This window comes from Variovorax paradoxus, assembly GCF_009755665.1.
Taxonomy (GTDB): Bacteria; Pseudomonadota; Gammaproteobacteria; order Burkholderiales; family Burkholderiaceae_C; genus Variovorax; species Variovorax paradoxus_G.
In genome coordinates this window covers 2,143,650-2,156,341 of record NZ_CP046622.1, presented here as the reverse complement: position 1 = coordinate 2,156,341, position 12,692 = coordinate 2,143,650, and the positions used below count along the sequence as shown (strand labels likewise).

At 66.0% G+C, this 12,692-nt stretch carries 11 protein-coding genes; 5 read left to right on the top strand and 6 right to left on the bottom strand.

The features are described from left to right. Positions 1–25 precede the first annotated feature (25 nt). The 6 genes from GOQ09_RS10080 to GOQ09_RS10055 all read right to left on the bottom strand — a co-directional run bounded on the left by GOQ09_RS10080 (position 26) and on the right by GOQ09_RS10055 (position 9,102). Positions 26–778: a mechanosensitive ion channel family protein gene (locus GOQ09_RS10080; RefSeq protein ID WP_157613301.1), complete on the bottom strand. Its 753-nt coding sequence runs from the start codon at positions 776–778 to the stop codon at positions 26–28. A 58-nt stretch (positions 779–836) separates the two neighbouring features. After that, positions 837–4,166: a maltose alpha-D-glucosyltransferase gene (treS, locus tag GOQ09_RS10075; protein WP_157613300.1), complete on the bottom strand. Its 3,330-nt coding sequence runs from the start codon at positions 4,164–4,166 to the stop codon at positions 837–839. 12 nt (positions 4,167–4,178) lie between these two features. Then, positions 4,179–6,230 carry an alpha-1,4-glucan--maltose-1-phosphate maltosyltransferase gene (locus GOQ09_RS10070; RefSeq protein WP_157613299.1) on the bottom strand — a complete coding sequence of 684 codons (2,052 nt, stop codon included), beginning with the start codon at positions 6,228–6,230 and terminating at the stop codon, positions 4,179–4,181. Then, entirely contained in the window at positions 6,227–8,125 is a 1,899-nt protein-coding gene (gene glgB, locus GOQ09_RS10065) for a 1,4-alpha-glucan branching protein GlgB (protein WP_157613298.1), read from the bottom strand. The genes GOQ09_RS10070 and glgB overlap by 4 nt, the downstream gene beginning before the upstream one ends. 195 nt (positions 8,126–8,320) lie before the next feature. Then, a complete protein-coding gene (locus GOQ09_RS10060) occupies positions 8,321–8,641 on the bottom strand; it encodes a hypothetical protein (protein ID WP_157613297.1) in 321 nt (106 codons plus the stop codon). Between the two features lie 101 nt (positions 8,642–8,742). Continuing rightward, complete coding sequence (locus GOQ09_RS10055; RefSeq protein ID WP_157613296.1) at positions 8,743–9,102, bottom strand: hypothetical protein; 360 nt, start codon at positions 9,100–9,102, stop codon at positions 8,743–8,745. A gap of 255 nt (positions 9,103–9,357) precedes the next feature. Here GOQ09_RS10055 and GOQ09_RS10050 point away from each other — a divergent pair, with 255 nt between their 5' ends. From GOQ09_RS10050 to GOQ09_RS10030, 5 genes are read left to right on the top strand one after another with little or no spacing between them, the layout of a single operon-like run. Beyond that, entirely contained in the window at positions 9,358–9,795 is a 438-nt protein-coding gene (locus GOQ09_RS10050; protein ID WP_157613295.1) for an Hsp20/alpha crystallin family protein, read from the top strand. Positions 9,796–9,819: 24 nt separating this feature from the next. Then, positions 9,820–10,224, top strand: a complete 405-nt coding sequence (locus GOQ09_RS10045) for an Hsp20/alpha crystallin family protein (protein WP_157613294.1) — start codon at positions 9,820–9,822, stop codon at positions 10,222–10,224. A 37-nt stretch (positions 10,225–10,261) separates the two neighbouring features. Continuing rightward, positions 10,262–10,609 (top strand): hypothetical protein, encoded by a 348-nt coding sequence (locus GOQ09_RS10040; RefSeq protein WP_157613293.1) that lies wholly within the window; start codon positions 10,262–10,264, stop codon positions 10,607–10,609. A 58-nt stretch (positions 10,610–10,667) separates the two neighbouring features. Further along, on the top strand, positions 10,668–11,348 hold the full coding sequence (locus GOQ09_RS10035; protein ID WP_157613292.1) for a phosphoribosyltransferase: 681 nt from the start codon (positions 10,668–10,670) through the stop codon (positions 11,346–11,348). Continuing rightward, complete coding sequence (locus GOQ09_RS10030; protein WP_157613291.1) at positions 11,345–12,691, top strand: erythromycin esterase family protein; 1,347 nt, start codon at positions 11,345–11,347, stop codon at positions 12,689–12,691. Before GOQ09_RS10035 ends, GOQ09_RS10030 begins: the two co-directional genes overlap by 4 nt. The last annotated feature ends 1 nt before the right edge of the window (position 12,692 follow it).

The window sequence follows — 12,692 nt, the reverse complement described above, 5'->3', positions numbered from 1 at the left end:
GGCGAAGAAGAAAGAGAGAAGGCGCTCAGCGCGGTGGCCGCTCGCCGGGCGAACTGCCCTTGTTGGGCTCGACGACGATCGTCGGTGTTGTTGTGGTGTTGCTCTTGTCGTGGGGCGTGCGCGGCCACCAGCGCTCGATCTGCGCCGCGGCCCAGTCCTTGCCCGCGAGCCCGAAGGCCAGGGCCAGCGCAAACACCACGCCCGCCAGCACCACCAGGAAGCTCTCGCGCACGATGTCGCCGCCCACCTTGATCTGGTCCAGCGCAATCAGGATGACGAAGGCCATGACCGCATAGCGCGCAATTTGCCCGAGCAGCACGGCATCGCGCATCTGCGCGCCGCGAAAGTAGCTCGACACCGCCTCTCCCACGAAGCGGGCGAAATACGAACCGAAGGCCAGCACCAGCAAGGCGACGAAGAGATTCGGCACGAACCACACCACGCGCCCGAGCAGGTCGGCGATGTAGCTCAGCCCCAGGCCGTTGAAGGCCACCAGCAGCGCGGCAAGAACGACGAGCCAGTAGGCCAGCACGCCGAAGAGGCTGCTGGTGTCGCCGCCCCACCCGCCCTGGCGCAAGAAGTTGTCCAGACCGGCGCGTTCCGTCAGCACGTTGAAGTTGATGGCGCGCAATGCCTTGGTGACGGCAAACCGCACCGTCTTGGCGATGAGCCAACCGGCGAGCACCACGACGAGTGCAATGGCCAGGCGAGGCACGAAGGCCCCAACCTGGTAGAGCATTGCGTTCAGCGGCTCCAGGTGAATGCCAAATCGGTCCATGAGTCTCTCCGGTGCGTGAATGCGGTTGCGGACGAAAGCGGCGGATGCGGTGCAGGCATCAACCGGGCCGCTCTGCCTGCAGGAGCGCCAGCACGCCGTTCAGCGGCACCTGGGCCCAGTCGGCGCGGTTGTTGAGCTCGTAGCGCAACTCGTACAGCGCCTTTTCGAGTTCGAACAGCGCGAGCAGCTCGGTGTCGATGTGCGCACTGCCGTCGCCGCCGGCTGCCTGCGAGTAGCCGTCCATGAAGGCCTGGCGCGTGGCCTGCTCCCATGCCGCGGCGGGCGGCGCCAGGTAGGCGGCTTCTTCCACGCTCTGCGCCACGCGCCGCAGGGCCGACCATCGCGCATAGTTGAACGAGCGCAGCATGCCCGCCACGTCGCGCAGCGGCGATCCCTTGGCCCGGCGCTCGTCGAAGCTGCGGGCCGGTTCGCCCTCGAAATCGATGATGACGAAATCGTTGTCCCGCACCAGCACCTGGCCCAGGTGGAAGTCGCCGTGGTAGCGGCTCTTGATGCCGCCCTGCGTTTGCGGCTTGCGCGCCGCGATCGAAGCCTGCAGCGCGTCTTCCATGGTGAGCAGCGCCTGGCCGTCGATCTGCGCCGGCCCGGGCAGTTGGCCCAGCCTGTCGCGCAGGAGCGAGAGCGTCGTGGCAACGTCGGCCCTGGCCTGCGCTGCATAGCGGGCGATGTCCTCGGCCAGCAGCGGCTCGGGCTCGAAGGCCGCGGCGCCCGTGCGCATTGCCAGGGCCCTGTGCAGCTCGGCGGTGCGCCGCCCCAGCGTGGCCATGAGCGCGAGAAAGCCGCCGTGCGCGGCCAGCGGGTCGGGCAGCGCGCCGTTGGTAGTGGCAAAGTCGCGCAGGAACCGCTCCAGGTAGCCCAGCGTGTGCTCCCACCCGTCGCCCTGGTTCGACACATACGACTGCACCATGGCCAGCGTCATGGTGCGGCCGTCGTTGGCGGTGTATTCAAGCGCGCCCAGTACCGGAACGCAGTGCGGGAAGTGCGCCACGTCCGTCAGGAAGCGGCCCATCTCCAGTTCGGGGTTCAGGCCTTCGCGCAGATGCCGGTAGCCCTTGAGAAACAGGGTTTCGTTCACCGTGACCACCGTGTTGCTGCTCACGCCGCTCGGCCGCCCGACAGGCAGGCTGTCGATGTCGGCCTTGACGGCGGCAAACGCCGCCGTGGGACGGAACCTCAGCCGTCCATGTGCGGTTTCCAGGTCCATGCCGCTGCGGATGGCCTGCAGCAGCGCACGGCAAAAAGCCTCGTCGTAGAAGGCGTCGCCCATCAGGCCCACTTGCGCCTGCTGCCGCACCTTGGCCACCGCGGCCTGTGCCACGCCGGCCATGCGCTCTTCGTCGCGCTCTTCCCAGGCCAGGGCCAGGGGCATGAAATAGGTGGCGCCGCCTTGCGGACCGTCCAGCTCGAGCAGCGGCAGCATCCAGCTCAACGAGCCGGACTCCCACACCGCGTGGTCCGCCAGCCGCGCACGCTCGATGGTGGTTCCCTTCGATGCGTACCACCGCTGGATCTCGATATGCCGCGGCAGCACCTCCTGCTCGAACTGCGCGCGCATGCGCTCGGACATGCCGATGCGCCACGGCATCACCCGGTCGCGGAAGAAGCTGGTCCAGCCGTCGAACAGCACCAGCGTGGGCCATTCCTGCAGCGCCACGCCTTCCTGGTGCCAGCTGGGCATCTCGGCGTCGGACGTGAGCCTGAACCAGTAGAACCCATACGAGGCCAGCGTGAGCAGGTACGGCAGCTCGCCGATGGGAGGAAACGGCGCGCGGCCCAGCATCTCGATGGGCACGCGGCCCTTGAAAGCCGAAAGGTCGAGTTCCACCGGCTGCGCGGCGCGCGAGAGGTTGAACACCGTCAAGATGATGTCGTCGCCGTACTCGCTCAGGTAGGCGAGGATCTTTCGGTTGCCCGGCTTCAGGAAGCGCCGCTTGCCGCGCCCGAAGGCATGGCTGGTCTTGCGCACGGCCAGCATGCGCTTCGTCCAGTTGAGCAGCGAGCTGCTGTCGCGCGCCTGCGCCTCCACGTTGAGCGCCTCGTAGCCGAACATCGGGTCCATGATGGGCTGCAGGTACAGGCGCTGCGGGTCGGCGCGCGAAAAGCCGGCGTTGCGGTCGGGGCTCCACTGCATGGGCGTGCGCACGCCGTTGCGGTCGCCCACGAACACGTTGTCGCCCATGCCGATTTCGTCGCCGTAGTAGATGATCGGCGACCCCGGCATCGACAGCAGCATGCCGTTCATGAGCTTCACGCGGTCGATGTCGTTTTCCATCAGCGGCGCCAGCCGCCTGCGAATGCCCAGGTTGATGCGTGCGCGCAGGTCGGCGGCATACATGGTGTACATGTAGTCGCGCTCCTTGCTGGTCACCATCTCGAGCGTGAGCTCGTCGTGGTTGCGCAAAAAGATCGCCCACTGGCAGCCCTCCGGAATGTCCGGCGTCTGCTGCATGATCTCGACGATGGGATGCCGGTCTTCCTGCGCAATGGCCATGTACATGCGCGGCATCAGCGGAAAGTGGTACGCCATGTGGCATTCGTCGCCGTCGCCGAAATACTCGCGCACGTCTTCCGGCCACATGTTGGCCTCCGCCAGCAGAAAGCGGTTCTTGTACTGCGCGTCTATGGCGGCGCGCAGCTTCTTGATCACCGCATGCGTCTCGGGCAGGTTCTCGTTGCTGGTGCCGTCGCGCTCGACCAGGTAGGGAATGGCGTCGAGCCGGAAGCCGTCCACCCCCATGTCCAGCCAGAAGCGCATCACCTTGAAGATGGCCTCCAGCACGGCCGGGTTGTCGAAGTTCAGGTCGGGCTGGTGGCTGAAGAAGCGGTGCCAGTAATAGGCCTTGGCCACCGGGTCCCACGCCCAGTTCGATGTTTCGGTATCCGTGAAGATGATGCGCGTGCCCTGATAGAGCTGGTCGGTGTCGCTCCACACGTAGAAGTCGCGCTCGGGCGAACCGGCCGGCGCGCGGCGCGCGGCCTGAAACCACGGATGGTCGCTCGAAGTGTGGTTGATGACCAGTTCGGTAATCACCCGCAGCCCGCGTTCGTGCGCGGCTTCGAGCATCTCGCGGAAGTCGTCCAGCGTGCCGTACTGCGGGTTCACGTCTTCGTAGGCCGAAATGTCGTAGCCGTCGTCGCGCAGCGGCGAGGGATAGAACGGCATCAGCCAGATGGTGTTGACGCCCAGCTCCTTCACGTAGTCGAGCTTGGCCGTCACGCCCTTGAAGTCGCCGATGCCGTCGTTGTTGGAGTCGAAGAAGGCCTTGACGTTGAGCTGGTAGATCACCGCGTCCCGGTACCACAGCGGGTCGTCGCTGATGTCGATCTCGACCGTTTCAAGCGCAATGTGGGAGACAGGTGCATTCATGGTGGCGCGGCCTCACAGGAAGTAGTCGAAGTCGCGCTCGTCGCCATGGCGCCGCCGGACCACGAAGATGTGCGCGGGCACGCTGTGCGGATCGAGCCGGATGTAATGCCATCCGCCCTGCCACGTAAACCTCTGTCCACTCAGCAGGTCGTGCATCTGGAATGCGCGCGAACTGTCGATGCCGGCGCTCTGCGGATCGAACTGGAGCCAGCCCGACTGCACGTTGTGCGGGTCCAGGTTCACCACGGTCACGATCACGTTGTCGCCGCCCTCGGACACCTTGGCATAGGCCAGCAGTTGGTCGTTGTCGATTTCCAGAAAGCGCAGGCTCCGGTCCCATTGCAGCGCCGGGTTCTCGCGGCGGATTCGGTTCACGCGGGCGATGAAGGGCGCCAGGCTGCCGGGGTCCTCGTGGTTCCAGTGCCGCAGCTGGTATTTCTCGGAATCGAGGTATTCCTCGCTGCCGGGCGAGCGCGGCAGGTGCTCGCGCAATTCGAAAGCCGGCCCGTAGATGCCGTAGTTGGCCGACAGCGTGGCGGCCAGCACCAGCCGCGCCATGTACACCGAAGGCTCTCCGCCCTGCAATTGCTCATGCAGGATGTCGGGCGTGTTCGGCCACACGTTGGGCCTGAAGTAGTCGACGCCCGGCGCAGTCGAAAGCTCGGTGAAATATTCGGTGAGCTCCTGCTTGGTGTTGCGCCAGGTGAAGTAGGTGTACGACTGCGAGAAGCCCAGCTTTGCCAGCCGGTGCATCACCTTGGGCCGCGTGAACGCCTCGGCCAGGAAGATCACCTCCGGGTGCTCGCGCCGAATTTCTCCTATGACCCACTCCCAGAACGAAAAGGCCTTCGTGTGCGGGTTGTCCACGCGGAAGATGCACACGCCCTCGCCGATCCAGTGCTCGATCACGCTGCGCAGTTCCACCCACAGGCCGCGCCAGTCTTCGCTCTCGAAGTTGAAGGGATAGATGTCCTGGTACTTCTTGGGCGGGTTCTCCGCGTATTGCACGCTGCCGTCGGGGCGCCACCGGAACCAGTCGGGGTGCGATTTCACGTAGGGGTGGTCAGGGGCGCACTGGAACGCGATGTCCAGCGCAATCTCGAGGCCGTGCGCCCTGGCTTGCGCATACAGGTGGCGAAAATCCTCCGCCGTGCCGAGGGCCGGAAGAATGGACTTGTGCCCTCCTTCCGCCGCGCCGATGGCCCAGGGACTGCCCACGTCTTCGGGACCGCTGGCCAGTGCGTTGTTGGGGCCCTTGCGCTGCACGCGGCCGATGGGATGGATCGGCGGAAAGTAGAGCACGTCGAAACCCATGGCGGCAATCGCCGGCAGGCGCGCCTCCACGTCCTTGAAGGTGCCGTGCACGCCTGGCGTCGGACTCGCCGAGCGCGGGAACAGCTCGTACCACGTGCTGAAGCGGGCGCGCTCGCGCTCGGCCTCCAGCGGCAGCTCGACCGAATAGCGCACCTGGTGCCGGCGGTCGGGATGGCGGCGGGCGAGCATGGCCAGCTCTTCGTCCAGCGCAAGCGCCTTGAGCGTCGACACCTCCGTGGCCGGATGAGCGGCCACGGCATCGAGCTCGGTGGCCCAGCGCGCGAGCGCCTGCCGGTCCGCGCCTTCGGCCCGCTCGGCGGCAGCGGCCACCTCGAGCGCGCCCACCTGCGATGCGATGCGCACGTCTTCGGCGTCCACGCGGCGTGCCATTTCACTGCGCCACGATTCGAAAGGATCGACCCATGCAACCACGGTATAGAAGTAGCGCCCGAGCGCGGGTGGCGAAAAGGCGGCCTCCCACACGTCGTTGACGAGCGGCTTCATCGGCACTTCGCGGAATTCGGTCTTGTCGTGCGGCCGCCAGCACAGCACCACTCGCAGCACGTCGTGGCCGTCGGTAAAGCAATGCGCCTTCACGTGCACCATTTCGCCCACGATGCATTTCACCGGGAAGCGGCCGTTGTCCACCGCCGGCAAGACGGCGTCGACCACGGCGCGGCGGTTGCCGTCGCTCATCTCGGGCATTCTCGAAGCTGCGGGCGTCTGCGGGGTTGCGAACAGTTTTTTCATGATGGCCGGTGCTCGAGAATCAGCGTGGAAAGCGGCGGCAAGGTGATGCACACCGACTGCATGCGGCCATGCGAGCGCACCGGTGCGGACTCGACACCGCCCAGGTTGCCCCAGCCCGAACCGCCGAACTCCACTGCATCTGTATTGATGAGTTCGCGCCAGTAGCCGCCTTGCGGCACGCCCAGCACATAGTTGGTGCGCGGCACCGGCGTCAGGTTGCTGACCACCAGCAGCGGCGGATGGCCGTCGCGAGCCTTGCGTACGAACGCGAACACGCTGCGCTCGGCGTCGTCTGCCACCACCCACTCGAAGCCCGACGGGGTGAAGTCCTGCTGGTAGAGCGCGGGGGCACCGCGGTACACCCGGTTGAGCTGCGACACCAGCCGCTGCAGGCCCGCGTGCCCTTCGAGGTCGCACACCCACCATTCGAGTTCGCCGTCGTGCGTCCATTCACGGCGCTGGCCGAACTCGCCGCCCATGAACAGCAGCTTCTTGCCCGGGTGCGCCCACATGAAGCCGAACAGCGCGCGGAGGTTGGCAAACTGCTGCCAGGGGTCGCCCGGCATCTTGCCGAGCAGGGAGCCCTTGCCGTGCACCACCTCGTCGTGCGAGAGCGGAAGCACGAAGTTCTCGTGGAACGCATACACCAGCGAGAACGTCATCTTGTGATGGTGGTACTTGCGGTTGACGGGCTCTTCCTTCATGTAGGAGAGCACGTCATGCATCCAGCCCATGTTCCATTTCTCGCCAAACCCCAGGCCGTCCATGTCGGTGGGGCGCGAAACGCGCGGCCACGCGGTCGACTCCTCGGCCACGGTGATCGCATCAGGGTGCTCGCGGTACACGGCGCGGTTCAGCGTCTGCAAGAAGTCGATCGCCTCGAGGTTCTCGCGACCGCCATGGCGGTTGGGAATCCACTCGCCGTGCTTGCGCGCGTAGTCGAGGTAGAGCATCGACGCCACCGCATCCACCCGTAGCCCGTCCAGGTGGTACCGGTCGAGCCAGAACAGCCCCGACGACACCAGGAAGCTGCGCACCTCCGCGCGGCCGTAGTTGAAGATGCTCGAATTCCATTCCGGGTGAAAGCCCTGGCGCGGATCGGCGTGCTCGTAGAGGTGCGTGCCGTCGAAGAACGCGAGCCCGTGCTCGTCGGTCGGAAAGTGCGAAGGCACCCAGTCCAGCAGCACGCCGATGCCGTTCTGATGCAGGTGGTCGACCAGGTACATGAAGTCCTGCGGCGATCCGAAGCGCGCCGTGGGCGCGAAGTAGCCCGTGGTCTGGTAACCCCAGGAACCGTAGAACGGATGCTCCGTCACCGGCATGAGCTCCACGTGCGTGAAGCCCATGTGCTTCACGTACTCCGCAAGCTCATGGGCGATTTCCCGGTAACCCATGAAGTGCCCATCGCGCCGCCGCCAGGAGCCAAGGTGCACCTCGTAGACCGACATCGGCGCGTCGAGTGCATTGCGCGCGGCGCGCGTGGCCATCCATTCGCGGTCGTTCCATTCATACGAAAGCTCGCAGATGCGTGAAGCCGTGGCAGGCGGATGCTCGGAGCAGAAGGCGAAGGGGTCGGCCTTGTCGACCGTGTACCCGCCAAACCGCGAGCGGATGCGGTACTTGTAGGTCTGGCCGAGGGCCGCGTTCGGCGCATGGCCAAGCCAGATGCCCGTGCCGTCGGGGGACGGCACCAGCGGGTCGGCATCGCCGGACCAGTGATTCCAGTCGCCGACCACGGCAACGGACTCCGCATTCGGCGCCCACACCGCAAAGCGGGCGCCGCCCTCTTTCAAGAGGTGGCAACCCATCAGGTCGTACAGGCGGGAGTGCGTTCCTTCGCGGAACAGGTAGGCGTCTTGAGCCTCGGGCTCGGGTAGCTGCTGAGTCACTGGCACCGGTCTTCCTTGCTTGCTTGAAGGCCAGCGACCGGGTGTCCAAAGGAACACGCTCTCGGCAACCCAAAGGCCTGAGCACACAATTTGCAAAGAATTCGGGTCCGGCGGGTAAGGCTGAAACCTCCTTGCCTTGTCGGAGAGTTCCCCATAACGCGAAGAGGGACGAAAAATGGCCGCGCCGCGCGCGCGGCTATCTCAGGCCGCAAGCGAGGCTGCCGGCCATGCGCCTTGCACCCCGGCGGAGCGCGGAAGAATGCGCCGGGAGAAGTCGTCCACTGTCAGGTTGATGGCCTGATTGGGGTTGGTCCGGTACCGCTTGAGCGCTGCGGCGCCGATGTCGCCGAAGTGCGTCCTGCATGTTTCGAGCAACTGGTCGCCGAGGTTCCTGGTGCCGAAAACATCGTGCAGGGTTTCTTCCGAAATCTGCGCGATGATGCGCGCGCCGTCGGGACCGTCCGGATAGATCGCAAAGCGGACGGTCGCCGTGTCAAAGCAGTAGATGCCTTCGAAGTCCATGTCTGTCTCCTGTGTTCGCTTGTGTAATTGCGAACCGCATTGAGCGCGGAAGTGCGCATGCGTCGGCATGGACTTCCGCGCATGTTCAGGAAGGATGCGGCCTACACGCTTCGGGAGGGCCGTGAATCATGGCTTCGTGACAGCAAACCTTGCTGCAATCCATGCCTGCGGCGCCCGCCGGCGAGCCAGTTTTTCAAGCCCATGTGGCGCGGTTTGCTGCTTTGCGGCGCTTCGCCCGGATAGCGCACCCGTGCCAGCTCCTCACGCCCTTTTTCGGTAATGGCAAGCACCTGCGCCGCGGGCTCCGCGCCCGACAGTTTCAACGGGTCGGCGGGTGCCGGAACGAAGGCAATCACGAGCCCGGCCTGGCGAAGAATCCTGACCTCGTCGATTTCCTTGGGCGTCCGGAAGGACATGGGAAGGCGGGATGCGGCAATCTGCTTGAGCAGGTCCATCGACATGACAAATCTCCTCTAGGTTTGGAATGACGACTGACGATTTCGACGACGTTCGAATTAGGTCCGCCTTGCCGGGCTTCAAGGGCGCGGCCGGAAGGTCTTTTTTATCGCGCGCGGCTGGCCCATAGCGTTGACTCCTCCCGCCGCAGCAGCTGCAAAAGGGCTCTTGAAAAAAGCATGGCCGCGCCTATTTCGCTGATCGGAAGCGCTGGAGAGGCCTCCGGCGCCCTGTTCAACTTTCGAATGGAGGTTTTCGCCATGTACCGATCCTTGTTTCCGCGCGACATGTTCGCCGAGATGGATCGCCTGCAGCGCGAGATGCAGCAGGCCCTCGATCTGTCGCCCACCATCCGCGGCTTGGGCCGCAACGGCTTCCCTGCACTGAACGTCGGCGGCACACCGCAGACCGTGGAGATCTACGCGTTTGCGCCGGGTGTCGACCCGTCCAGCCTGGAAGTCAACCTGGAGCGCGGCCTGCTCAGCATCGCCGGCACGCGCAGCAACACGCTGCCCGAGACCGATGCCAAGGCGGCCGTTCACATCAACGAGCGCTTCGAGGGCAGCTTCCGCAGGGTGCTGACCTTGCCCGACGATGCCGACCCCGACGCCGTGCAGGCCAAGTACCGCGACGGCGTGCTGCACATCACCGTGCAGCGGCGCGCCTCGTCGCAGCCCCGGCGCATCACCGTTCAGTGACAAGCAAAGAAAGGAGAGACGATCATGAACAGCAACACATCGCCTCGCGTCGCCGAATCGAAAGAGCTCGCCCGCAAGGAGAACGCGCGCTACAGCGACGCCGCCCTCACGCCGCCAGTCGACGTGATCGAGGACAGCGGCGGCATCACGCTCTTTGCCGACCTGCCCGGCGTCTCGCGCGAGAAGCTCGGCCTGCACGTGGCGTCCGACACGCTGACCATCGAGGCGGAGTCCGACCTGGCCGTTCCGGAGGGGCTGGAATCCAGCCACACGGAGGTGGGCCTCGGCCGCTTCCGCCGCGTGTTCACGCTGAGCAAGGAGCTGGACACGGCCGCGATCTCGGCTGAACTGAAGCAGGGTGTGCTGAAACTGCGCATTCCGAAGGCCGAGCACGCCCAGCCGCGGCGCATCGAGATCCAGGCCGCGTGAAGCAGCCCGCCATGAGCACATGCTCCGGAGGTGAGGAATGAGCGGTACCGAGTGCCTGGCGCGTTTGCGCGCCGACGCCGAAACCCTGAGCCCGCGCGCGGCGCATATCGCGCTGGCGCTCCTGCCCGCCGTCGATCACCTGCCGGATGCATGGAAGGCGGGCCTGCGCAAGACGCTGACGCATCGCGCCAGCGCAACGCCGCCGCTCGCTCCTACCGAATTCGATGCGATCCGCGTGACGGCGTCCAGCCTTCCGCACGCGTATCCGGAATGGGTGGTGACAGACCCTGAGCACCCGAAGGCCCGCGCGCTGATCGTCGAGGCCTGGGAGGCGGCGCAGCGCTACCGCTCGGAGCCGGGGCAGAGCACGCCTACGCCGATGTGAGCATCCCCCTACAGCGCTGGCGCTGGAGCAAACCTAAGGTGGCCGCAAGGACACCGAAATGGCATTCGAGTATTTCAGGAACCGGCAGCACGCGGGCCGCGTGCTCGCCCAGGAGCTGGCCATCTATGCCGTCAGGCCCGACGTGATCGTGCTGGCCCTGCCGCGCGGCGGCACGCCGGTTGCGTATGAAGTGGCCCAGGCGCTCCAGGCGCCGCTGGACGTTCTGGTGGTGCGCAAGCTGGGCGTGCCGGGCCATGAGGAATACGCCATGGGCGCCATTGCGAGCGGCGGCGAACAGGTGCTCGATGGCAATCTTGTGCGCGAGCTCGGCATAGGCGCCAAGGCGGTCGATGAAGTGGTGAGCAACGAACAACATGAGCTTGAGCGGCGCGAACGTACCTACCGCGGCGACCGGCCCGCGCCCGACCTGGCGGGCCGCATCGTCATCCTTGTGGACGACGGGCTTGCCACGGGTGCCACCATGCGCGTGGCCGTGCGCGCGGTGCGCCAGCAGGAACCGGCCCGTGTCGTCGTTGCGGCGCCTGTCGCATCCCCCGAAGCCTGCGCGCTTTTGCACGGCGAGGCGGACGATGTCGTTTGCGCCGAGATTCCCGACCCTTTCCTGGGTGTCGGCCGGTGGTACCTCGACTTTTCCCAGACCAGCGACGAGGAGGTATGCCGCCTGCTCGAAGAAGCGAGCCGCCCCCGCACGCGGCAGCCCGAGGACCTTGCACGATGAAACCATCCGATATTTCGAAGGAAGCGGAAGCGCTGCGCTCGGCGGCGCACCCGATGGAAGGAAACCCTTGCGACCATGACGCCCTGCTCGAACTGATCGGCGATGCGCACTATGTGCTGCTCGGCGAGGCCTCGCATGGCACGCAGGAGTTCTACGCCGAGCGCGCCAGCATCACGCGGCGCCTGCTGGCCGAGAAGGGCTTCAACGCCGTGGCCATCGAAGGCGACTGGCCCGATGCCTATCGCGTGAATCGCTATGTCAGGGGGGCCAGCGATGACACCAGCGCGGCCGAGGCACTCTCCGGCTTTCGGCGCTTTCCCACCTGGATGTGGCGCAACGAAGAGGTAGCGCGCTTCGTCGAATGGCAGCGTGCCTTCAACGACTCCGCGCCGCCGCAGGGAAAAACCGGCTTCTACGGGCTCGACCTGTACAGCCTCTCGGGCTCCATGGAAGCCGTGCTCGCGTACTTCGAGCGAACCGATCCCGATGCGGCCCGGCTTGCGCGCGAGCGTTATGGCTGCTTCGACCGCTTCGGCGACCGTGGCCAGATGTACGGCCTGATGGCCGGCGTCGGCAACACGGCCTCCTGCCAGCAGGCCGTGGTCGACATGCTGCTTGAAATGCGGCGTGCCGCCGGCGAGGCCTGGCGCAGCGGCAACACGGCCAACGAGGAAGACGCGTTCAATGCGGAGCAGAACGCGCGCCTCGTGAAAAATGCCGAGGCGTACTACCGCTCGATGTACCTGAGCGACGTTTCATCCTGGAACCTGCGCGACCGGCACATGGTCGAGACGCTGGGCGAAGTGGAGCGCCATCTCTGGCGCGGCAGCGAGCGCCCGAAGATCGTGGTGTGGGCCCACAACTCGCACCTGGGCGATGCGCGTGCCACCGAGATGGGCGAGGAGCGCGGCGAGCTCAACGTCGGACAGCTGGTGCGCGAACGCCAGGGCCGCGATGCGGTGCTGGTGGGCTTTACCACCCACACCGGCACCGTGATGGCGGCTTCCGACTGGGGGGCACCCGCCGAACGGAAGCAGGTTCTGCCCTCGCGGCCGGACAGCTACGAGGCGTTGATGCACCAGACCGGATTCGAACGCTTCATGCTGCCCCTGCGCGGCGAAGGGAGCCACTATTTCGCGCTGCGGGAGCAGCGGCTGGAACGCGCCATCGGCGTCATCTACCGGCCCGAGACCGAGCGGCAGAGCCACTACTTCTTCGCGCGGCTGCCGGTGCAGTTCGATGCGCTGCTGCATATCGATCGGACCCAGGCGGTGGTCCCGCTGGACCGCGATGCCGCGCCTGACGACGCGGGCCTGCCAGAGACATATCCGTCCGGCAAATAGC

What these genes read in the sequence shown, in the direction of transcription:
- GOQ09_RS10080 (WP_157613301.1), bottom strand. Translation starts at nt 778, where the DNA reads ATGGACCGATTTGGCATTCACCTGGAGCCGCTGAACGCAATGCTCTAC.
- treS (WP_157613300.1), bottom strand. Translation starts at nt 4,166, where the DNA reads ATGAATGCACCTGTCTCCCACATTGCGCTTGAAACGGTCGAGATCGAC.
- GOQ09_RS10070 (WP_157613299.1), bottom strand. Translation starts at nt 6,230, where the DNA reads ATGAAAAAACTGTTCGCAACCCCGCAGACGCCCGCAGCTTCGAGAATG.
- GOQ09_RS10060 (WP_157613297.1), bottom strand. Translation starts at nt 8,641, where the DNA reads ATGGACTTCGAAGGCATCTACTGCTTTGACACGGCGACCGTCCGCTTT.
- GOQ09_RS10055 (WP_157613296.1), bottom strand. Translation starts at nt 9,102, where the DNA reads ATGTCGATGGACCTGCTCAAGCAGATTGCCGCATCCCGCCTTCCCATG.
- GOQ09_RS10050 (WP_157613295.1), top strand. Translation starts at nt 9,358, where the DNA reads ATGTACCGATCCTTGTTTCCGCGCGACATGTTCGCCGAGATGGATCGC.
- GOQ09_RS10045 (WP_157613294.1), top strand. Translation starts at nt 9,820, where the DNA reads ATGAACAGCAACACATCGCCTCGCGTCGCCGAATCGAAAGAGCTCGCC.
- GOQ09_RS10040 (WP_157613293.1), top strand. Translation starts at nt 10,262, where the DNA reads ATGAGCGGTACCGAGTGCCTGGCGCGTTTGCGCGCCGACGCCGAAACC.
- GOQ09_RS10035 (WP_157613292.1), top strand. Translation starts at nt 10,668, where the DNA reads ATGGCATTCGAGTATTTCAGGAACCGGCAGCACGCGGGCCGCGTGCTC.
- GOQ09_RS10030 (WP_157613291.1), top strand. Translation starts at nt 11,345, where the DNA reads ATGAAACCATCCGATATTTCGAAGGAAGCGGAAGCGCTGCGCTCGGCG.